The sequence below is a fragment of the Caldalkalibacillus salinus genome, assembly GCF_016745835.1.
In the GTDB taxonomy this organism is placed as follows: domain Bacteria; phylum Bacillota; class Bacilli; order Caldalkalibacillales; family JCM-10596; genus Caldalkalibacillus_A; species Caldalkalibacillus_A salinus.
In genome coordinates, this window is the sequence record NZ_JAERVL010000018.1 from 53,609 (window position 1) to 79,420 (window position 25,812).

Here is a 25,812-nt window from a genome sequence, read left to right on the forward strand (position 1 = left end):
GTACGTTTTATTTATCTATAAGACTTTCCCTTACTAGATTCTACAATACCTTTACCTTTTACGTCATCTATGAGGTCTTCTACATGAAGACCCTTAAAGCCTTAATTAATTTAATCAATAAGAATAAGACGACAAACGGAAGGTGTGTGTCTCTCTGGTTGTCTGTTAATACTTTTTGCGATACTGGCGAGGCGTGAAGCCGGTATAGCGCTTAAACTTATGATAGAAACTAGACAAACTGAGGTACCCCACTTGATAACAAATCTGTGTATTATTAAATGATGTTGTTGAGAGAAGCGTTTTCGCTTTTTCAATCCTGAGAGCTTCAAGATATAAACGCGGGGTCCGTCCAGTTTTGTGCTTAAATACACGATTAAGATAAGACGGACTGGCCCCGACTACGTGAGCAAGATCTGCTAACGTTATGTCATCCTGGTAGTGTTGTTCGAGCATTTCTCTCACTTCAGTGACGAGTTCATGATGAGGGTCATATTGCTCACCATGCTTTTGGGGCTGACACCTTTTACAGGGACGAAATCCTGCTTTTATGGCCTCGTTAGCTTCATCAAAAAAACATACGTTTTCAAAATGCGGGGTTTTAGACTGACATGACGGTCGACAGAAGATTTGCGTCGTTTTCACCGCATAGAGAAAACGTCCGTCAAACGTGTCATCACAAGCCACTACTGCTTCCCACATCACATTAGTTGATAGTTGAGCGTTTTTCATGACGTCCTCTCCTTTTCTTTAACGCTGTTCGATTATGGCACTTAATATATATGACATAACCCATGAAAACGAACACTGGTACAAGAATGTAAAGTTCAAAGAACGGAAGGACTGAGAAACAAAATATAGCGGATATGAGTGAACACCACCAAGGACGTGTACGTTTTACAAAAAGCTTGACGCCTGCCGCCATACAAAATATATAGACGAATAGGCCTAAGGATGTCGGTATGAATAAGATATCACTAAAAGTAAGAGAAAGTAGTTCGGTCATCATTAAACCACTGATGGCAAAGATGACGACAAATATAACCATACGTCTAGGAACATGATTTGTAGGTTCTCTAACAGATAGGAATCTAGGAAATGCACCATCCTTACTTAAAGAGTAGCCTAGTTGCGTTAAACTGGCAACATACGCGTTGGTGGTACCTAAAGCAATAATAAGAGCAATAATAGCCGTCCCTTTTTTAGCGCCAACACCTAACGTTTGTTCTAAGATCACACCTAAGGGTGAGAGATTGCTTTCAGCCTCACCGTATGTCTCTGTCCCAATCGTCACCACACTTAGTGCTAAGAACAACGCACCTATAAGGATAACGCTGATCATAGTGCTCCTTGGGATGGTTATCTTTGGTGATTTAAAATGAGGAGCCAGATTACAGATGGCTTCCCATCCGAAAAAAGACCAAAATATTAAAGTAACGGCTGTCCCTATAGCAAACATACCTTCTGACACAAATGGTGTAAAGTTGTTCCACTTCATATGTGGGAGTGATATAAGTACGACGATTAAAAGTAAGATCAGTAGTAGTGCGCTGATATATAGAGCTACTTTTCCACTCACTTTCACTCCGTAATAATTAGTCACACCCGCTAACATTAATACACATACTGCTGTTATTATCCGCCCCATGTCTGACAGATCGAAGGCATGAGTAAGATAAAACGCACCGGTGAGAGATACGATCGTTTGTCCTACTGCTGCGGTCAGAAAATAAAACCATCCGACAATATGACCCATGTGAAATCCGAATGCATTCCGAACAAAGGTCGCTACCCCTCCGGCGTCTGGGTAATCACGTGATAAGCAAGCAAAAGTATAAGCAAGAGGAAAGCTAAACATTATGACGATAAGCCAAGATAAAATTGACGCTGGTCCTGCTACATTGGCCGTCACTCCCGATATGAACAGAACACCAGAACCTAAAATTGACGCAACGTAAAGCGCAATCCCTTGGTACAATCCAATAGTCCTATTAACCACTCACCTCACCCTTTCTTACATTAAATGTAACAGGCAAGCAGGGACCAATTCATCTTCATTTTTGCTTTCTCATTTTTCTGTCCTCCCTATTTCAGTTCTGAATTGTGTCACGGTAGGCTTCTCCCAACCATTTAAATGCTGCATAGCGTTCATGGTAGGTGTCTCCCAACATCCCAACATGGAAAACAACGCTATAGCACCACACTGTTGCCAAAGGAATGTAATATGTTGGGCCATGATATGTGCGCAAAAGCTTTTTAAAAAGATTTTAACTATAGCTCAACAAAGATTAAGGTTGTCTCAATGGTAGCTTAATAGTCTTGCATTAAGATCTATAGTGTAGTTCAAATTCAATCATAAGATGAGGTGTTAATATTGTCTGAATTAAGTCGAAGAAAGTTTCTTACTTATATGGGAAGCAGTACAGCAGCCCTTGTGGCAGCTTCTTCTGGTCTTAATGCTTTAACAGGTTCGGCAAGCGCCTTAACGGCTGACCACCTTATGGATGGACAAGCTAAGGGGAAAGGTAAACCTCTGACAGCCCCATTTAACCCCATTCAACGGACATGGGAAAATGAACTGGTCTTACCTAAGGGATATACATACAACATCATCGCATCCTATGGGGATGAGATAAACGCTAAAGGCGAATTATTTGGCGATTCAGCCGATTTGACCGTCTATTTCCCTATCGATACTTTAGAGGGGGGACATAACGCCGAAGAAGGCTTAATCTGGGTGAATCACGAGTTTCCTGAGCCAGAAAACTACATGACACTGCTCGGCATCGACCCTTCTAATTATGACAAAAACAACTTAGCCAATTATCCCGAATTATTACGCATGCAAAAGGAAGCTGTCGGTGGCTCAGTTATCCGTGTGAAAAAAGCGCAAGATGGGACATGGTCACTCGTGAAGGATGATGAATATAATCGCCGTTACGATGGTCGCACACCTATCGAATTGGCAGGACCGGTGCGCGGAAGTTCAGCGGTCAATGGTGCCACTGAAGTAGAAGGCACGCTCGGTAACTGTAGTGGGGGACGAACACTGTGGAATACCGCCTTATCTTGTGAGGAGAACACCACGTATGGTGATTCGTATGGATGGCCTGATTTTACAGATGAACATTACGGTTGGGTAGTTGAAGTCGATCCGTTCAACCCTTCAAAACCAGCTAAGAAACAAACCGCCTTAGGACGTTTCGCTCATGAGAATACAGCGATGGGCATGACAGAGGATGGTAGAGTGGTTGTCTATATGGGTGATGACAAACGGGGGGAATGCTTCTACAAATTCATTAGTGACAAGACATTCAACCCTAATAATCGTGAGGCTAACTTTGATATTTTAGAAAACGGGACCCTCTATGTTGCAAATCTAGCTCAGCAACAATGGCTCTCACTTGATTATGATGCTAACCCTGATTTACAAGAAGCTTTTACTGATCAGGCAGACGTTCTCACCCATGCGCGTGAGGCTGCTCGTATTGTTGGAGGGACGCTGCTAGATCGACCGGAAGATGTTGAAATCAATCCCAACGACGGGACTGTATTCTTATCCTTAACGAATAATTCAAACCACGGGAATTTCCACGGCCAGATCGTAAGGTTTATACCGGCCGATGGGGATCATGGCAGTGATGCCTTTACATTTGAAGTGTTTGTAGCGGGGGGAAAACAGAGTGGAATAACCTGTCCCGATAACCTTCATTTTGATAGTAACGGTAACTTATGGGTCGTTGAGGATTTTGGTGCCACAGAGGACAATGTGTACGCAGCTTATAAAAACTGTGGTGTCTTTATCGTACCGACGGATGGTAAAGACTACGGAGAACCTTTCCAGTTTGCCTCAGGTCCTCTAGGATGTGAACTGACAGGACCATGGCTAACACCAGATGAAAAAACGTTGTTCATTGATGTCCAACATCCTGACACATGGAACCCCTATCCGGGACAAACGTTTGGAAGGTCATGCTTGGTCGCCATTCAAGGGGGCCACTTAAAATAAAAAGGGCGACTTGCCGCCCTTGATAGCGTAAGGAGGTTAATGGCTTGCAGAATATCGGTGTACCAGGGTTAATTCTCATCTTAGTGATTGCCTTGATTATATTTGGACCTTCAAAACTACCAGAACTCGGTCGGGCAATAGGCTCAACGTTAAGAGAGTTTAAGAAGTCGACTCGAGACCTGGTCAATGACGAAGAGGCAAAGGAAAAAAAACAGGAGCCAACGACCCAAGATGATAAGACTGCATGAAACTAAAAAAAGAGAGATGACAGGCGTTGAACGCACGTCTGCATCTTTCTTTCAACAGAGGTGTGACAGTTGGAGAATCAAGAAATGGACCTCGTAGGTCATTTAGAAGAGTTACGAAAGCGATTGATGATAACGTTCGGTACCTTTATTGTTTTCTTAGGCCTATCTTTTGTGTTTGTACAGGATGTTTATGACTGGCTCGTCAAAGACATTCCAGTGAAACTGGCTATATTAGGCCCTAGTGATATATTATGGGTCTATTTCGTGCTTTCGGGTGTGTTGGCCATAGCGATCACGATACCCGTTGCCGCACACCAATTGTGGCTGTTCATACGCCCCGCCCTAAATGAACAAGAACAGAAAATAACGCTTGCTTATATACCGGCCCTATTCATCCTCTTTCTTCTCGGCATAGGGTTCGGGTACATCCTTATCTTTCCGCTCGTCTTTGATTTCCTTCTTACAATGTCAGAAGGGATGTTTATGGATTTTTTCACTGCTGAGAAGTATTTTCGTTTTCTGGTGAGTATGACATTGCCGTTTGGCTTTTTGTTTGAATTGCCTGTTGTTATCATGTTTTTAACGCGTATGGGTATCATAGATCCTAATCAATTAATGAGAATACGAAAATACGCTTACTTCGTGCTTATCGTCATTTCTGTGGTCATCACCCCGCCTGATTTTCTGTCTGATATATTGGTGATCATTCCTTTATTCTTTTTATATGAGTGTAGTATTTTACTATCTAAAGTGGTTTATCGTCGAAAACAAGATAAGACAGAGCTCGTAGCCTAAACTTGAAAGTCCTCAATGCAGGTCACTTTCGAGGAGCTGATTGTCTTTGGGGATCTGACTTTCTTCATGCGTAGTGTAAGAGAAGTGATGACACCCATTTTTCTATGGTCTGAAACATCCAGTTCAATGATGACCCCTAACAGATCATATCCGGGTGGGTCCAATACGCCCCCTATCGTAAGGACCTCCCCGTTAGGCCGTACGACTTCCGCCCCTATGATGCTATGATAAAGCCCTCCTCTCTCTGTCTCATTTTCAGCCCGATGTTCACTATTTCCCTTGGGACGGAACACCTGAGACCCCCTCTCTCGCCAAGCGTTGGGTACATCTTGGGGGGTATTCACCGATATCCCCTGTGGTAGATCTAAAAGATTAAAACCAGGCTGAACAACCACTGCTTCGTTCTCATCATCGATCTTTAAGAGACGATCCATTTTGGCAAGGCTCACCAACACTTCTCCACCCGATGGTGTAACGTCAGCACGACCACTCGTAAGCGCCCCTGTCTCATAGAAATGGTAGGCAAGACGATGTTTGTCTAGATACCGTAAGACGTGCTGAACATCTTGTGTACACTGCGGGTAGATGATAGCGAGGGGAAGGTTCGCGGTCACGTTCTCCTGATCACTTGCCTTATCGTCAATACCGAACCCTACCCTAAGTAAGTCCTGTTTGCGATACAGCACGTTGTCTTCTTTTATCATTGATATGAGTGCCTTAACATGTTCACCAGCTTCCTCCTCCGAGGGTCTCCACTGACGAGTCAGTTGTTTAACTAATCTTCTTAATCCGTTATGTCTTTCTTCGTTATGCTTATTGGTATCTCTTTCCTCGGTTTGTGATTGTTGTGATTGTAAGGATGTCTGTTCGGTGGTGTGATCACTTCCATCTATGCGGCTCAATTTACACTCCTCCTATCATCAAACGTTTAGGGCTGAGAACATGATCAGGGTCCATCTTGTTTTTTATATCCAGCATGAAGTCGATATATGAAGGATGTGCCCCCCACGGGTACACGTTCTGCCTGAAAGTTAGAGGCGCGTGACTGACGATAACATAACGGTTCGACCCTCGGTAGAATCCCCGACACTTCTGTACGTAAGCTCTTAGTTGTTCAGTCGTGCCTGTGAGATAAGCCTTGATGAGCCCTGTCCCAGCACTAGCGTGTGACAACACTCTTACATCCAGTTCTTCTGCGAGTATATCTAGCGTTAGCAATACATCAACCGCCTCCACCGGTTTCACCCCAATTTTCAAACCAATATGTATATGCTCAGGACGTTGGGCCGTCGGATAGCGGATATGGCTGCAATTAGGATACAAGTGTGAAAATGATTTCCACCATGCATCAGTTTCCGGTGTATCCAGGGTTAGCACTGCTTGACAGTCTTTTTGCTCAGACAGTAGGTCCTGCACCTGTGCCTCAACCATTCGTTGTTCACCCTCGAAACCGACAGCGAGTACGTAGGACACGTTGCCCCCGTGCCTGTCATTTTGACTGTCATTTTGACTGTCATTTTGACTGTCATTTTGACTGCTGTCATTGTGACCATCATCGTTATCATGTTCTGGCCACATTTGTTTTAACGCTTCGTTGTCAGCTGATACTTGCGCGTTTACCGCCGACGCTAAACTTTGATTGAGAAGTTCCAAACAAACAGGTTCAAGAGATGTAGCCTGTTTGATGTGTCGTATGCGTTGCCGTACCGCATTTGTATCATTGTACTTGTAAGTGAAAAGCACGAGGTGTCTCGTGCTAGGGATCGGTACTAGCTTCAAGGTTATGGTAGAAAAGATGCCTAAGGTCCCCATCGAACCGATATACACTCTCACACTGTTGCATGTGTCAGCATCACTCAATCTCTCGCCAGCTTGTCGCACATCACCGTTTGCATGAATCACCCTCATGCTAAGCACGTGATCACGTGGGGCGCCGTAACGCATGCGCTTCGGACCACTATCGTTGGCTGCCACAATACCTCCGATCGTCGCTTTCTCAGGACAAAAGGAGTCAAAAGGAACCATTTGCCCCGTTTTGGCCAGCTGTTCGTTCAGTGCTTTCAGTGGTGTACCAGCTTTAACACTGACAATCATATCGTCTACTGCGTGGTCAATGACGCCTGTATATCTAGATAGCGAGCAGCGTATATCGAATTGGGATAAAACCCCGCCTAATCCTTTTTTGGTTTCCCCACCGGATGGGATACACGTCCACTGATAAGAGGAGCACATCCGCATCATCTGCTGAATGTGTGTTTCTGCTTCAGGGTAAACGACGAGTTTACCTTGATTCCCAAAAACATCTAAATGAACGGGTTCGTACTCTATCTGTTCCTGATCCAGAATTCTAGATAACTTGTCTAGCAAGCCCACACCCCATTTCGCATAGATCCATACGTTCTCATTCATACGTCTATATAACCTTATGAGGACGTGCATGAGTTTATGATATACCATCAAATGAAAGCGCTTATATTATTCGTTACTCGAAATGTCTGTTATAATAGAGTTTAAACAATCATAGACTTTATATTCGTTACTGTTATAGTCAACGTAGAGAGGAATGTGAGGACTTTTGGACAAGTGGAAAAAGAATCTTGTCATTCTGTGTGTCGGACAATTCATTTTCATGGCTTCTATGAGTCAGATTATCCCGTTCCTACCCTTATACTTACAAGATTTAGGGTTGAGCGATCCCGAAGAGGTTAGTCGGTGGTCGGGACTCATCTTTGGGGCGCAGTTTCTTACTGCGTTTCTAATCTCTCCTATATGGGGAAAGATAGCGGATCAATATGGTCGCAAAATGATGCTGATACGTTCTGGTATCGGTATGGCCATCGTCACAACTCTAATGGGGTTTGCGACAAGTCCCATGCAGCTGCTTTTACTTAGACTGCTTAATGGAACCATTTCTGGTTTCATTCCGGCAGCTATCGCTTTAACGGCGACTAATACACCTAAAGCAAGAACGGGTTACGCCTTGGGCATTCTACAGTCTAGTGCTGTTGCCGGCTCTATATGCGGTCCCTTAATGGGGGGTGTACTGGCTGAGTTCCTCGGCTTTAGTACCATTTTCATGTATACCGGCATTTTTATTTTTATTGCTACATTAATTGTCATCTTTTTCGTCCATGAGACATTTGAAAGAAAAACGTCACAAGAAAAAACGAGTTTCAAGCAAGACTTTAAACTTATTATTGCTAGAAAACCGATACTGTCCCTCTTCATCATTGCCACTTTGGTACAGTTAGCAATGCTTGGAACGCTACCACTCATTCCATTATATGTACAGGAGTTAAGAGATTCTGAACAGTACCTGGCCTTTTTTGCTGGTTTAGCGGGGGCTGTCATGGGATTAGCTAATATGCTAGCTGCACCCAAGCTCGGTAAAATAGGAGACCGATATGGCTCTCAGTTCGTCCTCTTCTTTGCCACGCTTGGCGCTGCTGTTATGACCTTACCACAAGCATTCGTGTCGAGCTTATGGCAGCTCATTGCGATGAGGTTCCTCGTCGGTCTATGTATGGGTGGCATGTTACCTTCCATACACGCCTTACTACGTCATTATGCACCTGAAGGTATGGAAAGTCGGACGTATAGTTATTCTAATTCTGCTATTTTCTTAGGTAATCTCATAGGACCTATCACTGGCGGTTTTCTAGCATCACTCTTTGGATTAAGCAGTATCTTTATCTACGCTACGATACTCTTAGTCATTTCAGCCCTTTGGGTGAAATGGACCGTGATTCATCACATGAACCAAACGAGCGACACCAAACAGATTACAACCACTTCGCAGAATACAAACAACCCGTCCGTTTAAGTCTCATACTGTTTGAGCATAAGTTTAGATATTGTTCGAAAAGATCAAATAACTTAAACAGTGCCTTCACAAAAAGAGCAGGTCCCTTCGGCCTGCTCTTTTGTTTACGTTTATTGTTTATTTCATCTATCAAAAACTTCTGCCGTAATACTGCCAGAGTTCGTTTCCAAGTAAAGCGTGTTCGACGCTTCCGGTAACTGCCTTATGGCTCGTGTTTGCTGTTCATTTATGTCTGACCAAAAGGTTTCATTTTCGTGAATGTGACCGTGAAATGCGTTGGCATGGACATTGACGTCTTCTTGATTATTTACCCGTGCTGAGATGGACCGACTCTTAATGTGCCAATCTTGCTGTATGGCGTCCACTTTTATCGTCGTATCGCTGTTCACCATGTCCCCATTTACGCTTAAATGGTGAGGAATGGCGATACTAATTTGACCTCGTGCAGGTGGGTGAAAGAATAACTTGTTTTGAACATTGTTTAATGTGATATACATCGTTTGCCCTTCAATTGAAGTCTGAATCGTATTTTCTATTAAAGCACGTGCCTGCGTTTCACTCTCTGCAAAAATATTTCTCCAATTGGAGTGGATTAACATTCGGTCACTGTCTGTCGTCTCCAGCTGTAGCGCTGCCACTTCACTTCCTACGATCATAACCTCCTCGACTTGGTCTGGGATATCTTGTTCAACGGGGGTACTTTGAATACTATAGGACTGACTTGCAAGCGTTTGATGGGCAAAAGTGACCACACCAGACTCTTGGAAAGCATACAGAAAGAGTGTTGCAAATGAAAATAGGATCACAATGAAGATGGACAGGATATCATAACGAATCTTTCCGTTTTCGTGTGACGCTTCGCTTGATTTTGTTCGTTTAACACCCCACAGAATTTCTCCCCCGATCAAAATCAATAAGAGTGGCCACCAGTTTAATAACTGACTTACCACGGAAAAATCAAAAAATAACTGAAGTAACAACCCTAATCCTAAACAGACGAACAGTATGCCGGCACTCGTTGTTCCTACTCGATAATTACTCATGGTCTTTCCCTTCTTTCATCGCTTGACTCTCACCCTGCTCTGTACTTGATTTTCTAGACTTCAAGAGACGTGTACCAATGAAAATGAATATCGCAGCTATAAAAGCGTCCCTCAGTTGGTAATACGGCAAGCGATAATCAAAAGCGATACGCATAATATCTCTCGTCATTGGTACGAGAAATTTCTCAAACATGATAAATACACCGAGTACAATGAGAGCGTATGCCACCCACCGATGGTTGAGACGCTCAAATCTAAGCATTTGTAAAGGTTCATCCTCAATGACCCCTTCATTGACACGCTGACGAGCCTGTAAAGCGTCAAAAAAACTGTAGAACCAGATGACCGGTAACATCACCATTAACGCATCAATTCTAATAAAGTGAATGACGAAAGCAGAACCAAAAAACAACAACATGAATTGCAACCCGCGAGTCATGAGACCAAGGTATAAATGTCCCACACCAGGTACAAATGAGAGTATTAATGTGGCAAATTTACTTTTTTCCAAGTAAAATCCTCCTTTTTATTTCTATGAATCGACGCTATCGATTAACCATTCCCACCAATCTAGAGGTGTTTGTTGTAGACGTGTCAGCCAAGAATCGGTCTGAGCTGTGATCACTTCAGTTTGGTCCATGGCATGAACAAATTGGTCAAAAAAACCAAACGTGTAGATCAGGAAAGCGAATGATGCCGCAACCGCGTAATGGAAAAACGTTGTGAAATCACGGTCCTTCTTCTTTTTCACTATGACAGGAGCTTCTTGGTCAGCTTTGGAGGAAGCATTGTCGACTTTGGCTGAATGCATGACAGGAGTCGATTTAATATCAGCCATGACGTCTTCAACGATATCTGGCGCTGGCCCTATCGCCTCTTCTAATTGATCTAAGTGAAGCTGAATGGCATGTTCGTAATAAGTTAAACAAGAATCACATTCGGCGAGATGCGCTTCTAATTGGTCCGCTTCCACTACTGACACTTGCTGGTTCACATAACGTTCCCAGTCCTCGTAACGATAAAGACAATTCATGACTTAACCTCCTCCTTCCACATCACCTTTAGCTTCTGTCTGGCACGGTATAATCGAGATTCTATCGTTTTCGTTTCTACACCTTCGTGTAAGGCGATCTCCTGGTAGCTTTTCTGCTCAAAATAGTAGGCATATATAGCCTGTCGATACACATCAGGTAATTTTTTTAGATACTGATGAATGGTTGACTTAGACTCCTGATCCAACAAAGCGACTAACGGATCGGGGTTGGGATTGTCCTTCGCCTCGTCTACGATATCATGCACATAAGACACTGGTGTAGGTTGTTTCTTTCGCTTGTAATCTAGGGCTTTATTAATGGCAATCCGTGTCACCCATGTAGAAAACGATGCGCCCTGTTTAAAGTGTTCGAGTGATCGATAAGCTGAGAGGAAAGCTTCTTGAGTGAGATCCTTTGCTTCTTCACGGTCTTTAACGATATTAAATATAGCGTAATACACCCTCTTTTGGTAACGCTGAATGAATGCTTGGTAAGCCTGTTTATCTCCTGCTAGTATGCTTTGAATAGATTGATATTCACAAATAAGCTTCCCTCCTTTCGACCCTCTCACCTATTAGACGTAACACCCTCACGTTACCCCTGCAAAAAAATAATATTTTTTCTGGAGTAGGAAATAAGACAATATCGTCGAATATTGTCTATGCGTGTAAAAATCTGGCGCTCAAACGCCCGACCGCTCCACAATCATCTGCTACAAATCCAAATAAAATCATCTGCTACAAATGCAAATAAAATCAACATAACTAAGGTGGTAACATGACACAAAATAATATGACAAAAAATAGTCAACATTTACTCAATGCGCAGGCGACTAGTCGCCCTCAGTTTGGTGTTTATATAGGTGCCTTTTTATTTCCTACTCTATTAATGAGCCTCTACTTTTTTGTACTATATGGCGCCTATCCGATAGGTGATTTGACAATTCTTAGGATTGACTTATTTCACCAGTATGTGCATTTTTATAGCTATTTTAAGGAAGCGTTGACCACAAGCAGCAGCTTTTTATATAGTTGGCACTCTGGGTTTGGGGCCAATCACATTGGCACGCTGGCCTACTACACTGCTAGTCCATTTATGTTCCTTTTATTATTATTTCCGAAAGCTTACTTGCCTGAAGCAGTGGCATTGATGGTCCTTTTAAAAGTAGGTTGTATGTCAATGGCTATGTGTTATCTGATCAGGAAGAAGTTCAACCTGGAAACGTTAGAGACGGTCATCTTCTCCACCTTTTATGCCCTTATGGCCTTTAGCGTTGTCAATTATCATAATGTGATGTGGCTAGATGGGCTCATCTGGTTACCCATACTCGTCTTAACCATTGACTTACTCTTAAAAGAACAAGTCATCACGCCTTTTATGCTCATTCTCTCTCTATTGTTTATATCTAACTTCTATATTTCGTATATGGTTGGCTGTTTTATCTTCTTGTATTTTATCACGAACCTTGTGCAGCGCGGTCAACAGTGGGCTAAAGATCAAAAAATAAAGATTTGCGTTAAATTCTTTTTGGGGACGCTTATTGCGGCGGGCATATCAGCGTTCCTTACTCTACCAACCTATCAACAACTGACAACTGCGGGTAGTGGGGTGACGCACAACGGTTTCAGCCCTAATTTTAACAGTCTCGTATTTATTCAAAATCTATTCAGTGGTTTCTACGATTCTATATTATCGGGAACACCTTATATCTATGTTGGCACCTTTGTTCTCTTATTAGTGCCCTTATATTTTTTCAATCGTGGTATTGCCCTGTCTCATAAGATAACATGGGGCATCATCCTTGGTATATTACTCGTCAGTCTGCAAATCCCTTTCCTTGAATGGACATGGCACGGATTTGCCTCACCAAATAACTATCTATATCGCTTTAGTTTTCTAGTGTCTTTTGTCTTACTGTATTTAAGTATTGTGGCATTGACACAAATCAAGCATATCAGTAAGTCTACTTTGGTCGGTTTATACGGGTTTATTCTCAGTGGTATAGGTCTAGCGCAATGGATGAACGTCATAGACGTCAATCTAGTGATGAACTTAATCCTCATATCGTTATTCTTTGTTTACTTACTGTTATACATCATGAACTATAAACGTTTCTTATATATCTTGCTCCTCATCTATGCCATAGGTGAACTGACCTTTAACAGTGCCACTAGCTTTATCGCCCTTTCACAGGAGACCGGTTCTGTGCCGAGAGAGATGTTTGATGCTTATGAGGCGTATGAGCAAGCGGTGCAAGTGATTAATCACCAAGACTTAGAAGGTCAGCATGGATTGTATCGTGCAACTAACGACCTTAAAACAACACCTAATGATGGTCTTTTACTAGGATATAGCGACTTTAATCAATTCAATTCTATGTTACGGGAAGATTTTGCTGAAAGCATAAACAAATTAGGCCTGCACATCTCAAAGGCCGTGTACAGAGAAAATGGGGCAACGGTATTTACTGACTCGCTTCTGGGTTTGTCCTACTATATAAGTGCTGAAGACGACGTCAGAAGCGGGTATTACGTTCCGTTTGCGGAGCATCAAAATCTGACCCTATATCGGAATGACCTGGCCTTACCTGTGGGTTTCACGGTTGACGAAAATTTTGGCCATATAACATTAGATGATATGGATCAACCGTTTGAAAACCAAAACAAGGTGTATCAAGCCTTAAGCGGACGTGATGAACCATTATTCAAAGCTTTGGACCCTGAGCAAGTGACGACAACATATGAAAATGTAGCGGACATTGAGCAAGAGCAAGGGCGTATGATATTAACACGTGAGAATGAGCATGCCCCACTGACAATTAAACATACGCTGGATGTGAGAGAGGAAAATACACTGATGTATGCCTACATCACCATGCCCGCTATGTGGAAGCAGTATTTAAATTTCTCTGATATCGTACCAGAAACATACGTTAATGGCGTTCTGATAGAAGAATATCCTAGATACGAACATGAGGGTATATTAGACATGGGGACCTTCTCTCAAGGACAGGTGACGATGACAATTAACATCGATGCAGACGATTTCACCTATGAAGAGATGCAATTCTATGGTTTAGATATCTCGGCTTATCCCACTATGGTAGAACACATCGATGTCCAGGGTTTAGATGTTACTTTACGAGAAGGTAACAGATTACAGGGAACGGTCAAAGCTGAAAATGACCATGATTTTCTCTTCCTCACTATCCCCTGGGATGAAGGTTGGCGTGTGAAGGTAAACGGTGAGACGATACAACCTAAGAAGCTCTTGGGTGGGTTTATGGGCATCCCTACAACGGTCGGCGAAAACGACATAGACATGACTTTTATACCGCAGGGATTTCTCACTGGGTGTATCACGTCATTCGTAAGCTTGATTCTACTTGGCTTAATCGCTAGAAAAGAGTACGTTTCGTGGAAAAAGAAAACAACACAAACCTCTACTAAAATGAACCTGTAATTTGGTTTAACAAAAGCTGGTTAAGGCCACGCCCCTAATAGCGTGTAGCCTGACCAGCTTTTCAATGATCTTACATTATTGGTTCATTTATTAGCCTTTTTGTAGTACTAAAAATTGGGCCATCACGGTCTTTTTAGTCTAGGTTTAGTCTAGGCTTTTGTCTGTCAGTTATAATCCTCACTCTGATTCTTCGAAAACGACAGGTCTAAGGTCTTCAGTCCCCTCAAGCGACGAGATCATCTCGACTAACAAGTCAATCTCTTCATTAATATCTTTCAGGCTGACTGTTTCAACTGGGGAATGCATGTACCGGAGTGGTAAAGAAACAAGTGCGACTGGCACCCCTTGTCCTGTTAAACGCATCCGATCTGCATCCGTTCCAGTCGAACGAGGGGTAAGCTCATACTGGACGTTAATTTGTCTTTTCGCTGCTGCTCTCTCTAACCATTCATTCACTTTGACATGAATCGGTGCGCCTTTCGCTAATACTGGCCCACCGTCTAGTTTGATATCACCATACTTATTGGTGTTAACACCCGGATAGTCTGTGGCAAAAGTGACATCGCAAGCCATGGCTATAGAAGGTTTAATGCCAGCCGCTGCAAAGTAGGCGCCTCCTAAATTCGTCTCTTCATTAACAGTGCTCACAGCATATACACCGACTTTCGGTTTCTGCTCGGCGAGTTTGCGACACACCTCAGCCACAATAAAAGCACCTGTACGATTATCTAACCCTCGACCACTCACTCTGTTATTTAGTAGAATTTCTGGGTCTCTTTTATACACAACCAAGTCCCCGATCTGTACATAGGGTTCAACCTCTTCTTTACTCTTTGCGCCACAGTCAATATACAGGTCTTCGTAATCAAAGTCATCCTTAATCCCACCGTGGTGCTCCGCATTGACACCGATCACCCCTACGAGTGATTTGCTTTTCCCTCGTATCGTGACCTTCATTCCAATAGCAGGCTTATGGCTAATCCCACCCACTTTAGAAAAACGCAGGAAGCCATTATCGTCTATTTTATTAATAACAAAGGCGATCTCATCTATATGGCCTGCAAGAAGTACTTTAAATGGGGCTTTAGGGTTAAGCGTTGCATAAGCGTTTCCAGCATGGTCCGTATGAACTTCATCAGCAAATGGATGTACGTACTTGAGCCATTTTTTCTGAATGTCCATTTCCATACCTGACGGTGAAGGCGTTCTGAGTAGTTCCATTAAAAAGTCTTCAGACGATTGTTTCATTGTCATGTCGTCCTCCTTTATAACCAATGGTTGTCAATATCTCATAAATGTCGTGTTGTATCATAAATCATAAAGCCTAAAAAGATAATTAACGATTGACCACGTTAATAGGGTCCCCTTGTAAGAATTGATAAGCGTTGTTCACTGCAATATTCATCAGTCTCGTCCGCGCTTCAACTGACGCCCACGCCATGTGCGGAGTCATGATACAATTCTTCACGCCGTACAGAGGATGTTCAGCTTGAGGCGGCTCAGTTGAAAGGACGTCTAATGCGGCCCCAGCGATCCGCTTTTCGTCTAATGCTTTTGCCAAATCCTCTTCAACGATGAGCTTTCCGCGGGCTGTATTAAGGAGCAACGCCTCCTTTTTCATCATTGATAGCGTATGTCGGTTAATCATCCCTTCCGTCTCAGTCGTTAATGGGCAGTGTAGACTGACGATGTCCGCACATTTGAACACTTGATCTAAATCTGTTGCCCACTCAAACCGTTCATATGGTGGTGTGCCTCCGGGTGAACGACGATACGCCATCACATTCATTCCCATTACATTGGCGATCTTTCCAACCTGTTCTCCTATAGCCCCATAGCCTATAATTCCCATCGTTTTCCCCTGGAGCTCTATTTGCGGTGTCAGCCAAAAAGAAAAATCCGATGTTTCTGACCATTGTCCTGCGTGTACTGCATCGCTGTGTTTTTGCACACGATGGGCCAGAGAGAGAAGTAAGGCAAAAGTGAACTGAGCAACTGATGCTGTTCCGTAAGTAGGGATGTTGGTGACCACGACTTCATGCTGTATTGCACTATGTATATCAACTTGATCAAACCCAGTTGCTAAAACCCCAATGTATTTTAATTTGGGACAAGCTTGTATCGTTTCTGCACTAATAGGGGTCTTATTGGTCAAAATGAGGTTCGCTTCCTTTGCCCTTGGGATAATGTCTGCTTGAGATGTTCGATCATAAACGGTCACATCGCCAAGATGCTCAAGGCCTTGCCAACTTAGGTCTCCTGGATTTAAAGTATAGCCATCTAGCACAACAATCTTCATCCGGTACATCCTCCTATACCATGATATAAGTAAATAACACGCATCCTGCCGATGCATGTTATTATTTCAATTATCTGCTGTTCATTCTATCTTTTTTTCTACACTAGGACAATTTTGTCATATGATTCGCCTTAGGTTTTAGGACACGCGTGGTGAAGGAAATGGCGTAAAAGGACTGTTAGGGGAGTGTTGCTTGCGTAAATATTCTTGTATTTTTTCTTCAACAGACATCTTCAAACCCTTTAATCCTATGTTCCCAAATAATACGTTAAACTCGAATATATACAGATGATCATTAACGAGAGCCACATCAAACCCTGCATGATTAATATTAAGCCGTTTTGCGATGTCCTCCACAAGCTGTACCGCCTCATAGGGAACGAATTCATATGATACGTGTCCACCCTGTGAAATATTATTCAAATGACTGTGGCTATCCCCTATTCGCCAGTAGGCGCCGATGACTTCATCGCCCACATATACCAAGCGCATATCTCTATCAATCGGGAGATACTCCTGTACATAGAGCACCCTATTTTGTCGCGCATACTCGTGAAACTGTGCCTCATTTTCTATATAGAAAACACCTTTACCCTGCGAGTTTCTTACCTCCTTAGCCATGAATGGCATCGGGCATTCATCTAGCACGCGTCGTACATTAGCGTCTGTGCTGGCTAGGATTTGTGTATACGGTACGTGTTCGGGTACGATCATATTTAATACTCTTGTCATTTCAATCTTGTCATGGCCGAGATGGAAGGTTTCAATACTTGGGAAAATTCGTTTTTTTAAGCCGTATACCAGCGAGTTAACCTGCCAGTACTCCGGAAATAGAAGCCAGTCAGCCTCTTGTATCCCTTCTTTTTCTTGAAACATGAGCTCAGGTTTAATATATTTGGTATTCGGTATACCAATCGTTCGTAAAGGATTAAACGTCACATATTTCATGTTGTTCCCTCTCCCTCATCCTTACCCTATGCGTATTTTATTTTTTATAGCCTATCATCTTTATACGATATTTTTTGACAATCGTCTATACTTTTTTCACGAATGAATAGTGGGAGCCTCGATGATATCTGTACATTGCTTGAGATCATCAATGGATGCCACGAACTTCCTCTGAACGTTGGCGGAAGGGAGCATACATGTATCCTGTTGACCAAACCAACGATATCTATTTCTCGCCACAAAGCGATAAATGAAATCTCTTACAAAGCGTGGGACTATGCCACCCACAGTAGCTAGAACACGCCAGGTTCCACCAAAACCATACAGTACTCGGAGGGCCGCTGAGGATTGAATCTCATATCCTTCATGGTCAATATAGATAAAGGTATTCAGTTGACGATCACTTAAGCCGTATTGTCTTATAAGATATTGTCCCGCTTCAGACTGTAAGGAAGCATACATAAAGCGATCGTGTTTATCCCTTTTGAGGACAAATTGAACCGCACTGTTACATAGGTTGCATACACCGTCGTACAAAAGAATGGCTCTACCATTTTTAGATTGTTGTTCTCCTTCTGCTTCGTTGTTATGTCGAAACGGTTTATTTGCCACAAGAATCCCGCCTTTTTACCGCTTATCTTGTTCATCCATACGTTAGACTCATTTCCCCCATTACTTATCTGTACATGACTTAATCATACATTCACTCATTCTACTTCATTATACTACACATGAAGATACTTTTGATATTTGAACCCTAGGACATAATTGGGAAAGAAGACCCTCATAAAGGCGGTAGATAAACCCTCCAGTACATCCCTTCACCCCGCAGTGTTTTTGATTTTTCCGTCTATCCCAACATATCTTGTAAACCCTAAAAAAGAGTTCAGAGCTATAGCTCCGAACTCTTTTTAGTCAAACGTATTTCTCTCTAGTGGTACGTCTCTGTATTACTTTTTACCGATTAAGGCCTGTTCATAAACGACGTTGCCATCTGCATTCTCTGCCTCAAGTGTGACTGTCCAAGGCGCTTTCCCAGACATCTTAAGATCTTGCGCATCAAACGCTAAGGTATTGACATCCTCTTTATCAAAGTCCGCTTTGGTCCAATGGTACAACTCGTTACCATTAGCCGCACGTACGACCAAAGAAACTGAGTTGATATCTTCGATACCACCCTCATTTGTCACTGCTGCTTGAACATCTACTGTTTCATTACCGGATATGCGTTCTGGCGTCACATATAATACGGCATTGATTTCCTCTGCAGCATCTGTTTCGTAGGAGACTTCCCAATTACCACTATAACTTGTGACTGTGTTATTTCTCCCATCAATGCGAACGGTCCACGTCCCAGGTTCAGGGAATGTGACCTCCACAAAGCGAGAATTTGAAGTGTCTAATAGAGCAGCTGATTGTGCCGTCGCTGCGTTCGTATCCGATACATCTGCGCCTGGTTCATAAAGAGAGATATAAAGGTTCTCGGCTTCATTCTCCCAAGAAAGATCTGCATAAGCTTTTAAGGCGCCTTCTTTCACTTCAAACGTATGCGTTTCATACCCTTCGTTGGATTCCCAAGTGTTAGCAGGCACTGTGCCTTCATATGAGCCTGACTTAACATCGAGCTGAGCCGGCCACTCGAAGGTAACAAGATCTTCTTCCGTTACTTGAGTTGGTATATCATTGTTAACCGCACGTTCCACCGCCAATTGGGCATCAACAAAGCCTGCTCCAGTATCATGGGTTTGATACCCGTGCATCACTTCTTTGTTTGCTGTTACTTCCGTTAGACGGATTAAGTCTAATGGACTAAGGCTGCCATCATTGTTCTCTTCATAAGCATCAATGACAAGTCCCAGTACGCCTGTGACCATCGGTGTGGCCATCGACGTTCCACTTGCAGCGCCGTACAAAGTACCCGTTGTGGTCATCGGATGGAGCGGATTTTGTGCTGAAACGATATCCGCACCTGGCGCTGTGACAGACGGACGATAAAGACCGATTGGGTTGGCATCGAAATCCCATGCCTCTTGCTCGTCACTAGAAGCAGCAAGATAAGCTTCGAAGTTTTGTAGGGCTCGTTCACGATCGTGGTTGGCATCTTCGATTCCTCTAGATGAGAAACCTGTTACTTTGTACGCTTTATCCGTTGCACCAATTCCTAAAACATAAGGGGCTGTCGTATAAGGGTTACAAGTATTCACATCAGGACCTGAGTTCCCATAAGCGAATACGCTAAGGATGCCCTCTTGATACGCTTCATACGTTGCAACATTTACAGCGTTATGCGGGTTAAATTCACATCCTTCTGAACCCCAGCTGTTGGAGATCAGACGGATATCTGCGTCATCGTTTTTCACCTGGTCAAGGATATGGTCGTATGCTTCTACTGTGAAAACGAGTAGGATACCTGCTGATGAACTGTAGCTTTGTACGCTGGCCTGAGGAGCCATCCCACGGTAGTATCCGTCAGACGCATCACCTGTACCTGCAATTGTTCCGAACACATGAGTGCCGTGTCCATATTCATCTGTGTTGACTGGAACACCAGTCTCTTCCTCCACATCGATAATAGACGTATCGACATCAATCCCATCTGGTGTCGTACTCACATACCCTGAGTCACTGATAAGCGTCCCAGCAACCTGCCAGTTGTGAGTCATGTTGTCGATAAGATCCGGGTGAAGGCCGTCTGCACCCGTGTCAATAATCGCAATCTCAACATCTTCACCATCATAGCCTAACTCTTGTTGTACAGCTTCTGAGTTAGTCATTTCACGTCCTTCTGCATTAAATGTCTTCATTTTGCGGTTCGGTTCAATGAAACGGACCGTATCCCATTGTGTCACTTCTGCGATTTCAGAAGGACTTAAAAGGACACGCGCGATTGGTAGGTGATTGAATGACTTGACATCGCGATCAAAGCGGTCTAATAATGTCACGCTTTCTTTTGAATCAAATGTAATCAGAACATCATAATATAATAGTTCTGTTGTGTTCTCTAGTTCAGATGCAAAAGCTTGATCCAACTTGTCCGTGTCTACAGTCGATGTGGCCTGAGCATCACTATAGGCATAAATAAAAGGGGTTGCTAACAAGGCCATTACAATTAAAAGGCCAACTAGCTTCTTTCTTGTGTCAAATAAGTGCTGTGTTTCCGTCATATACATTCCTCCTCACCAATTTTTGTCGACCGCAAGCAACGTTTCACGCATTTCAGATAAAATATCCCTGGTAAGCAATACCTAAATCATTTACGCACGACCCAACGGTTCGACATAATTGGCTAAAATTTGCGAACACTTAAAATATTTCTTTCTGTAAGACTGATATTCCTGCTTTTTTACGCTATAGAAACATTGGGAAACATAGCAAATGGATGATCATCAATAGCTATGTATGAAGACACCATTGCGCAAAAATTACCATTCGCTTTCTCATGTGTCACTTGCAGTATAATGAACCAAATTCAGGTATAAAAAAAGGACCCCTGGTATGGGCCCTTAAATCGTGATCTATTATAAACAACCTTTTATTCTTTTTCCATCTTTTTCAGATAATCGTAGCAGTACTGAATGACATCACTTCTGCGAATAATCCCAATGAACACCTTATTATCATCAACCACAGGGACAAAGTTTTGCTCAGTGGCAAGTGATATGAGATCTTCCATATCAGCATTAATCGGGACTGGCTTATTTTTTTTACGAAAAGGGATTTCAGATAATGGGATTTGATCTGTATTTTCAAAAGAGACTTCTGGGGAGTCCTTTAATTTCCTCAATAGGTCTCCTTCTGTGATCGTGCCGATATATTTCCCTCTATGATCTATAATTGGAAGTGCGGTATATCCATGATGGTCTAATTTTTCTAGTGCTTGACGCATCGTCGCCTCAGGTGAGACAAATACCACGTCATCTTTAGGAACTAAAAAGAATGCTACATTCATGTGTTCTCATCCCTTCAAGTATCATGACATTTCTTCTGTTAATATACTCCTAGTCTGTTCTGTTAATAATATGGCGATATCATCAAATAAATAATGACGCCTGTTAAACTCACATATAGCCAGATTGGCATGGTCCACCTTGCGATTTTACGGTGCTTCTCAACCTGCATATTGAGCCCTCTAGCGACTGTGGTTAAGGCAAGTGGCACAATGACAATAGCTAAGATGATATGTGTTAATAGGATAAAAAAGTATAGGCTTCTAATGATACCCTCTCCACCAAAAGGCGTTGATTCTGATAGAGAATGATACGTGACGTAATTGATTAAAAACAGGGCAGTCGTTGTGAATGCTGCATAGATAAAGCGACGATGTAAAACGACTTGTTTTTTGATAATAAAATATAAGGCTAACAATAGAAAAATAAAAGTAAAACTGTTAAAGATGGCATTAAACATAGGCATTATGGTCAAATCTAAGTGGTCAAAGCCACGATAGCCGGGTAAAATGAACAGAATAATGACGAGTATATTAATGCCAAGGGATAGTCCAATAATCCATGGCGTATAATTTCTTTCTTTTACACCGTATTCGTTGATGTCACGATGTTCGTTTGTTTGTGATTGTTGGGTAACCACTGGTTCTTCTTGATTGGCATTCGTTTGTTTACCATGATCGGTCATCTCGTTACATCTCCTTAATTTTCCCTAGCTCCATGTGGTTCATATTCTTACTCTCTTAGAATATATAAATAGCAACATCATGACAACCTATGTAGTTAAAGAATTATTACATCTTTTTAAAACTTTTGGGCTTAAAACTTTTGACCCTCGTCTTCTTCTAATTTAAAGGCTTGAAAGTCTAAATACATCTGTTCATAGTATCCCTTCTTACCTTGCTCGTGCCATTCTTCATGAATATCATACGGGACCTCTCCCCTTCTACCATTCTCATCATATAAGACCACTTTTGTTGCATGTTCCTCTAATTTCAACTTAAGGTTAATGCTTTCTAACGCACGGACCAATGGCTTTTCAAACATGACCTTTCCTTCGTGGTAAGTCAAGTCATCCCTATGGTTTTCTACTAAGTAATCATGAATCGTCATCTCTTATCGCCTCCTGCAAGGTATACATCGTGATCAAATAGACGACAATGGAATAAAAAGGACACATCACACGACACATACTGTGTCCCATCGAGGGTTAAAATTTAAGTCAGTGATACATGAAGGAGGTTTCTTGCATGCCATTCTATTGTTGTCCTACATGCCAAGCGAGGTCTAGGTTTAACGTCATCGAACAGCACGTGACACCCATCAAGATCGACTTCGCTACGGGTGAAGAGTCTGTATTAGACCAGTTAGAACCTTTTCATATACAGTATCAAGGTCCGGATAAAAGAATCCAATGTGGAAGTTGTGGTCAAGTTGATGAGGAAGTGCGTTTTGTAAAAATGGCCGAACGTATGCGTCAACAATAAAGCCTCTGGCTACATATAGCGTTTGACCGTCCTTCGGCTGGCCCCTATAGCTATGCGAGCTTACATAAAATCTTCTAAGGTGAGTTGCTCATAGTCCAAATCTTCGAGATTGGAAAAACGTACACCAAAGAGAATGATTGGCGTCTCAGCAAGATGTTGTTGGTACAAGCTCTGAACATGATCATATAACACACTTTGATCCTTCGTTCCTTCCGCTAAGGTGACACTTTTTGAGTGAGAGCCTTTTCCTCGTTCTAGCTTATAAACGACGGAAACGGTTCTTACTTTCTTACGCTTTTGTTCCAACTTGGATGCCAGTTGTTCGACCATTCGACTGGCTAAACTCTTAATCAAACCTTGGTCGGTGGTGTGGTTCTGAAACGTGGTTTCTTTTCCAATGGTTTTGTCCCCTTTTTCTCGATCCGGATATATCACAGCACTTCCCTTGCCTTGGGCTGCATGCTGTAAGTGCTCACCTCTTTTTCCTAAAATTAATTTCACTTGGAGTGGATCTGCCTCGGCAAGATCACCGATTGTGAAAATATTATTTTTCTCAAATTTCTCTGCTGTCTTCTGTCCACACCCGTGTAATTGACTCAAAGGTTGGGGATAAAAGTATGTGCAGAATTGCTTAACACCTAATTGCACATAACCACGTGGCTTTTTAATTTCTGCTGCCATTTTGGCGATGATGCGATTGGACCCTACTCCTATGGAACAAGGCATATGCAACTTTTTCCATAATGTGCTTTGAATATACGTGGCGATATCCTGTGGCTTTTTCCCCTTTTGTACCAATGGTGTAATATCAACATAAGCTTCATCAATTGAAGCGACCTCAGTGTCACCGATCAACCGCAGGAAGTTCATAATTTTAGTAGAGTAGTTTTGATATAAAGTGTGATCTCTCATGACGAATATAGCCTCCGGACACTTTCGTTTAGCTTCATAGCTACTCATCGTTGTATAGACGCCCTTCGCTTTGGCTTCATAGCTTGCAGCGATAACCATCCCTCTCCTTTTAGAGGTTGTTGATCCACCTACGATGACAGGCTTATGTCTCAGAGCCGGATCTACACTTTGATGACAACTAGCGAAAAACGAGTTCATATCGGCTAACATAATATAACGAGACGGCTGTCCGTGCTGGTCATGATGTTTTTGCAGTTGAACATCACTCATCATATCAACTCTCTTCTTCGACGTTGCTTACACTATTATTTTGCTTAAAAACTGCGATTATAACCATGCAATCATATGTAGTCCGGTCAGAACGAATGGAATGAGTAAGACAAGAAACGCGACTAACCGTCCGTTTTGTTTGGCTACACGCCAAGGTGAAATGTTCATCAAACTAGACGCCATCAGTACTGAACCGGAAAAAGGGGAAACGGATGTCGCTAAGGCCCAGGCACATAGGAGTAAAATGGCCATATATTCCGAGCTCACAGAGAAAAGTTCAGGCTGTAGAGCGCCGCCAATGCCAATGACAACCACGACAGGATGAAGCCCCACAGTGGCTAAAAAAATGACAAATATCATGACGATAATAGACATCAGGTATATATGTCCGAACGAGGCGTATATGATTAAATCTGCAAACCACTCACCAACTGGTGTAAAGGTGAGGGCGACCCCGAAATACCCTGCACTGATGAATATCGCAAGCTCGTTTTTAAGCCGAACAAAAGATCGTTCAACGTATTCTACAGCGTCATAGATATAATGACGAAACTGGCGCACAGCAATGGACCAAAGGAATGGATATATTAATCCCATTAAAGACACGATGGTCAACATATTAATGTTGGTCACAGCATCTAAAGAAAGTGAAATAAAAAATAGAAAAAAAGAGGCGATTAGTAGGGTCTTTAGTTTTCGCTTAACACCTGGCCATTCTATATCTTGTGCAGATGCTTTGGCATCTACCCCCGCATCTTCAATTCCGTCCGTTTGTAGCGTTTGTGTCTGTGGTAACGATTCTCCATTCGTTTCTTTCACTCGTTTTTGGCCGGCCAGGACATCGTGTTCAAAATGGGTCCAGCGAAAGAAAACCATGCTACAGATTAGGTAAATAAGCGCAATCCCTAAACCGACCAATCCGATGTCGGCCCAAGATAAGTCGTATAAAACAGATATTAAGCCCACATTAACAAAATAGGGTGACCAAAACATACAGAACACAAACGCGCGTAGTATAACCTGCCCCATCCTTTTCTTATAAAACTGTGAAAAACTTTTCTCTGCAATGCGGAACACGATTGGCATGGAGCCGAGGTTAAGCACGAGCCCCATTGTCGACGTTAGTACTGTACTGAGTATATAAGGGTGAGATTCCCCATTTCGCTCCATCCTGAAAACCATCGCTTTTAGAGCTGATAAATATCCACCTACGGATATCATGACACCGATCAAAGGCACAATCACGAACAAAGCTAACAGATTCATGTTCTGCCCAAACGCATGTAGCACGTCAAGGGCGGGAACTTTCTCAACGATAAAAATAATACTGCCGATAGCAAAGAGGAGGAGGGCCGTGATCCCATTCCCTTTCCGAACTGTGCATACTGCTACAGCAAGCAAACATGCGGCCATGACACTGTATAGGAGGTGGATCCACTCCACTTCCCAAAAAACATGCACGAGATAAAGTAGAACAGAAACAAAGCTCATGATGCCTAAAACTCGCTCTGCTCTACCTATCGTATGATTCATTTTGGCTT

At 42.7% G+C, this 25,812-nt stretch carries 24 protein-coding genes; 6 read left to right on the plus strand and 18 right to left on the minus strand.

Annotated features, from left to right (window positions below; all coding sequences use genetic code 11):
• Positions 1–165: 165 nt before the first annotated feature.
• Together JKM87_RS11855 and JKM87_RS11860 are read right to left on the minus strand one after the other, a co-directional pair.
• On the minus strand, positions 166–729 hold the full coding sequence (locus JKM87_RS11855) for a bifunctional transcriptional activator/DNA repair enzyme AdaA (protein WP_202080583.1): 564 nt from the start codon (positions 727–729) through the stop codon (positions 166–168).
• Positions 704–1,996 carry an amino acid permease gene (locus JKM87_RS11860; protein ID WP_202080584.1) on the minus strand — a complete coding sequence of 431 codons (1,293 nt, stop codon included), beginning with the start codon at positions 1,994–1,996 and terminating at the stop codon, positions 704–706. Before JKM87_RS11860 ends, JKM87_RS11855 begins: the two co-directional genes overlap by 26 nt.
• A gap of 366 nt (positions 1,997–2,362) precedes the next feature.
• Here JKM87_RS11860 and JKM87_RS11865 point away from each other — a divergent pair, with 366 nt between their 5' ends.
• From JKM87_RS11865 to tatC, 3 genes are all read left to right on the plus strand, one after another.
• Positions 2,363–4,006 carry a PhoX family protein gene (locus JKM87_RS11865; RefSeq protein WP_419761858.1) on the plus strand — a complete coding sequence of 548 codons (1,644 nt, stop codon included), beginning with the start codon at positions 2,363–2,365 and terminating at the stop codon, positions 4,004–4,006.
• 44 nt (positions 4,007–4,050) lie between these two features.
• Entirely contained in the window at positions 4,051–4,254 is a 204-nt protein-coding gene (locus tag JKM87_RS11870) for a twin-arginine translocase TatA/TatE family subunit (protein ID WP_202080586.1), read from the plus strand.
• An 84-nt stretch (positions 4,255–4,338) separates the two neighbouring features.
• Positions 4,339–5,049, plus strand: a complete 711-nt coding sequence (tatC, locus tag JKM87_RS11875; protein ID WP_419761859.1) for a twin-arginine translocase subunit TatC — start codon at positions 4,339–4,341, stop codon at positions 5,047–5,049.
• Here tatC and JKM87_RS11880 read toward each other — a convergent pair.
• Both JKM87_RS11880 and JKM87_RS11885 read right to left on the minus strand, forming a co-directional pair.
• Positions 5,046–5,951: an FAD-binding oxidoreductase gene (locus JKM87_RS11880; RefSeq protein ID WP_202080588.1), complete on the minus strand. Its 906-nt coding sequence runs from the start codon at positions 5,949–5,951 to the stop codon at positions 5,046–5,048. The genes tatC and JKM87_RS11880 overlap by 4 nt on opposite strands.
• A gap of 1 nt (position 5,952) precedes the next feature.
• Positions 5,953–7,458 carry an FAD-binding oxidoreductase gene (locus JKM87_RS11885; protein ID WP_202080589.1) on the minus strand — a complete coding sequence of 502 codons (1,506 nt, stop codon included), beginning with the start codon at positions 7,456–7,458 and terminating at the stop codon, positions 5,953–5,955.
• Positions 7,459–7,624: 166 nt separating this feature from the next.
• On the opposite strand from JKM87_RS11885, the gene JKM87_RS11890 reads away from it, so the two are divergent.
• Positions 7,625–8,872, plus strand: coding sequence for an MFS transporter (locus JKM87_RS11890; protein ID WP_202080590.1), 1,248 nt, complete (start codon positions 7,625–7,627; stop codon positions 8,870–8,872).
• A gap of 122 nt (positions 8,873–8,994) precedes the next feature.
• Here the strand turns inward: JKM87_RS11890 and JKM87_RS11895 are convergent, their stop codons facing one another.
• The 4 genes from JKM87_RS11895 to JKM87_RS11910 are packed head-to-tail and all read right to left on the minus strand — an operon-like array spanning position 8,995 to position 11,520.
• Positions 8,995–9,915: a LiaF transmembrane domain-containing protein gene (locus tag JKM87_RS11895; protein ID WP_202080591.1), complete on the minus strand. Its 921-nt coding sequence runs from the start codon at positions 9,913–9,915 to the stop codon at positions 8,995–8,997.
• Entirely contained in the window at positions 9,908–10,426 is a 519-nt protein-coding gene (locus JKM87_RS11900; RefSeq protein WP_202080592.1) for a hypothetical protein, read from the minus strand. Before JKM87_RS11900 ends, JKM87_RS11895 begins: the two co-directional genes overlap by 8 nt.
• Positions 10,427–10,447: 21 nt before the next feature.
• Positions 10,448–10,948, minus strand: a complete 501-nt coding sequence (locus JKM87_RS11905; protein WP_202080593.1) for an anti-sigma factor family protein — start codon at positions 10,946–10,948, stop codon at positions 10,448–10,450.
• Positions 10,945–11,520, minus strand: coding sequence for a sigma-70 family RNA polymerase sigma factor (locus JKM87_RS11910; protein WP_202080594.1), 576 nt, complete (start codon positions 11,518–11,520; stop codon positions 10,945–10,947). The genes JKM87_RS11905 and JKM87_RS11910 overlap by 4 nt, the downstream gene beginning before the upstream one ends.
• 206 nt (positions 11,521–11,726) lie before the next feature.
• Here JKM87_RS11910 and JKM87_RS11915 point away from each other — a divergent pair, with 206 nt between their 5' ends.
• Complete coding sequence (locus tag JKM87_RS11915; RefSeq protein WP_202080595.1) at positions 11,727–14,411, plus strand: YfhO family protein; 2,685 nt, start codon at positions 11,727–11,729, stop codon at positions 14,409–14,411.
• Between the two features lie 177 nt (positions 14,412–14,588).
• Here the strand turns inward: JKM87_RS11915 and JKM87_RS11920 are convergent, their stop codons facing one another.
• The 8 genes from JKM87_RS11920 to JKM87_RS11955 form a co-directional block, all read right to left on the minus strand.
• Positions 14,589–15,659 carry a M20/M25/M40 family metallo-hydrolase gene (locus tag JKM87_RS11920; RefSeq protein WP_202080644.1) on the minus strand — a complete coding sequence of 357 codons (1,071 nt, stop codon included), beginning with the start codon at positions 15,657–15,659 and terminating at the stop codon, positions 14,589–14,591.
• A gap of 88 nt (positions 15,660–15,747) precedes the next feature.
• Positions 15,748–16,710, minus strand: a complete 963-nt coding sequence (locus JKM87_RS11925; protein ID WP_202080596.1) for a D-2-hydroxyacid dehydrogenase — start codon at positions 16,708–16,710, stop codon at positions 15,748–15,750.
• Between the two features lie 138 nt (positions 16,711–16,848).
• Entirely contained in the window at positions 16,849–17,658 is an 810-nt protein-coding gene (locus JKM87_RS11930; RefSeq protein ID WP_202080597.1) for an ATP-grasp domain-containing protein, read from the minus strand.
• Between the two features lie 96 nt (positions 17,659–17,754).
• Positions 17,755–18,270: a thiol-disulfide oxidoreductase DCC family protein gene (locus JKM87_RS11935; protein WP_336885173.1), complete on the minus strand. Its 516-nt coding sequence runs from the start codon at positions 18,268–18,270 to the stop codon at positions 17,755–17,757.
• Positions 18,271–18,608: 338 nt separating this feature from the next.
• On the minus strand, positions 18,609–20,822 hold the full coding sequence (locus JKM87_RS11940; RefSeq protein WP_236838787.1) for a S8 family peptidase: 2,214 nt from the start codon (positions 20,820–20,822) through the stop codon (positions 18,609–18,611).
• A 368-nt stretch (positions 20,823–21,190) separates the two neighbouring features.
• Positions 21,191–21,607, minus strand: a complete 417-nt coding sequence (locus tag JKM87_RS11945; RefSeq protein ID WP_202080598.1) for a CBS domain-containing protein — start codon at positions 21,605–21,607, stop codon at positions 21,191–21,193.
• A gap of 62 nt (positions 21,608–21,669) precedes the next feature.
• Positions 21,670–22,290 (minus strand): DUF420 domain-containing protein, encoded by a 621-nt coding sequence (locus JKM87_RS11950; protein ID WP_202080599.1) that lies wholly within the window; start codon positions 22,288–22,290, stop codon positions 21,670–21,672.
• 131 nt (positions 22,291–22,421) lie between these two features.
• On the minus strand, positions 22,422–22,715 hold the full coding sequence (locus JKM87_RS11955) for a hypothetical protein (RefSeq protein WP_202080600.1): 294 nt from the start codon (positions 22,713–22,715) through the stop codon (positions 22,422–22,424).
• A gap of 137 nt (positions 22,716–22,852) precedes the next feature.
• Here JKM87_RS11955 and JKM87_RS11960 point away from each other — a divergent pair, with 137 nt between their 5' ends.
• Entirely contained in the window at positions 22,853–23,089 is a 237-nt protein-coding gene (locus JKM87_RS11960) for a DNA alkylation repair protein (protein WP_202080601.1), read from the plus strand.
• 60 nt (positions 23,090–23,149) lie between these two features.
• On the opposite strand, the gene JKM87_RS11965 is transcribed toward JKM87_RS11960, so the two are convergent.
• Both JKM87_RS11965 and JKM87_RS11970 read right to left on the minus strand, forming a co-directional pair.
• A complete protein-coding gene (locus tag JKM87_RS11965) occupies positions 23,150–24,271 on the minus strand; it encodes a Y-family DNA polymerase (protein ID WP_202080602.1) in 1,122 nt (373 codons plus the stop codon).
• A 57-nt stretch (positions 24,272–24,328) separates the two neighbouring features.
• The gene (locus JKM87_RS11970) at positions 24,329–25,804 is read right to left on the minus strand and encodes a hypothetical protein (protein ID WP_202080603.1); all 1,476 of its coding nucleotides are present in this window, start codon (positions 25,802–25,804) and stop codon (positions 24,329–24,331) included.
• Between the last annotated feature and the right edge of the window lie 8 nt (positions 25,805–25,812).

Excerpts from the sequence above, each read along its gene's own strand:
- JKM87_RS11855 (WP_202080583.1), bottom strand. The coding sequence starts at position 729 with ATGAAAAACGCTCAACTATCAACTAATGTGATGTGGGAAGCAGTAGTG.
- tatC (WP_419761859.1), top strand. The coding sequence starts at position 4,339 with ATGGACCTCGTAGGTCATTTAGAAGAGTTACGAAAGCGATTGATGATA.
- JKM87_RS11885 (WP_202080589.1), bottom strand. The coding sequence starts at position 7,458 with ATGAATGAGAACGTATGGATCTATGCGAAATGGGGTGTGGGCTTGCTA.
- JKM87_RS11895 (WP_202080591.1), bottom strand. The coding sequence starts at position 9,915 with ATGAGTAATTATCGAGTAGGAACAACGAGTGCCGGCATACTGTTCGTC.
- JKM87_RS11905 (WP_202080593.1), bottom strand. The coding sequence starts at position 10,948 with ATGAATTGTCTTTATCGTTACGAGGACTGGGAACGTTATGTGAACCAG.
- JKM87_RS11915 (WP_202080595.1), top strand. The coding sequence starts at position 11,727 with ATGACACAAAATAATATGACAAAAAATAGTCAACATTTACTCAATGCG.
- JKM87_RS11920 (WP_202080644.1), bottom strand. The coding sequence starts at position 15,659 with ATGAAACAATCGTCTGAAGACTTTTTAATGGAACTACTCAGAACGCCT.
- JKM87_RS11925 (WP_202080596.1), bottom strand. The coding sequence starts at position 16,710 with ATGAAGATTGTTGTGCTAGATGGCTATACTTTAAATCCAGGAGACCTA.
- JKM87_RS11930 (WP_202080597.1), bottom strand. The coding sequence starts at position 17,658 with ATGAAATATGTGACGTTTAATCCTTTACGAACGATTGGTATACCGAAT.
- JKM87_RS11940 (WP_236838787.1), bottom strand. The coding sequence starts at position 20,822 with ATGACGGAAACACAGCACTTATTTGACACAAGAAAGAAGCTAGTTGGC.
- JKM87_RS11945 (WP_202080598.1), bottom strand. The coding sequence starts at position 21,607 with ATGAATGTAGCATTCTTTTTAGTTCCTAAAGATGACGTGGTATTTGTC.
- JKM87_RS11950 (WP_202080599.1), bottom strand. The coding sequence starts at position 22,290 with ATGACCGATCATGGTAAACAAACGAATGCCAATCAAGAAGAACCAGTG.
- JKM87_RS11955 (WP_202080600.1), bottom strand. The coding sequence starts at position 22,715 with ATGACGATTCATGATTACTTAGTAGAAAACCATAGGGATGACTTGACT.
- JKM87_RS11960 (WP_202080601.1), top strand. The coding sequence starts at position 22,853 with ATGCCATTCTATTGTTGTCCTACATGCCAAGCGAGGTCTAGGTTTAAC.
- JKM87_RS11965 (WP_202080602.1), bottom strand. The coding sequence starts at position 24,271 with ATGAGTGATGTTCAACTGCAAAAACATCATGACCAGCACGGACAGCCG.
- JKM87_RS11970 (WP_202080603.1), bottom strand. The coding sequence starts at position 25,804 with ATGAATCATACGATAGGTAGAGCAGAGCGAGTTTTAGGCATCATGAGC.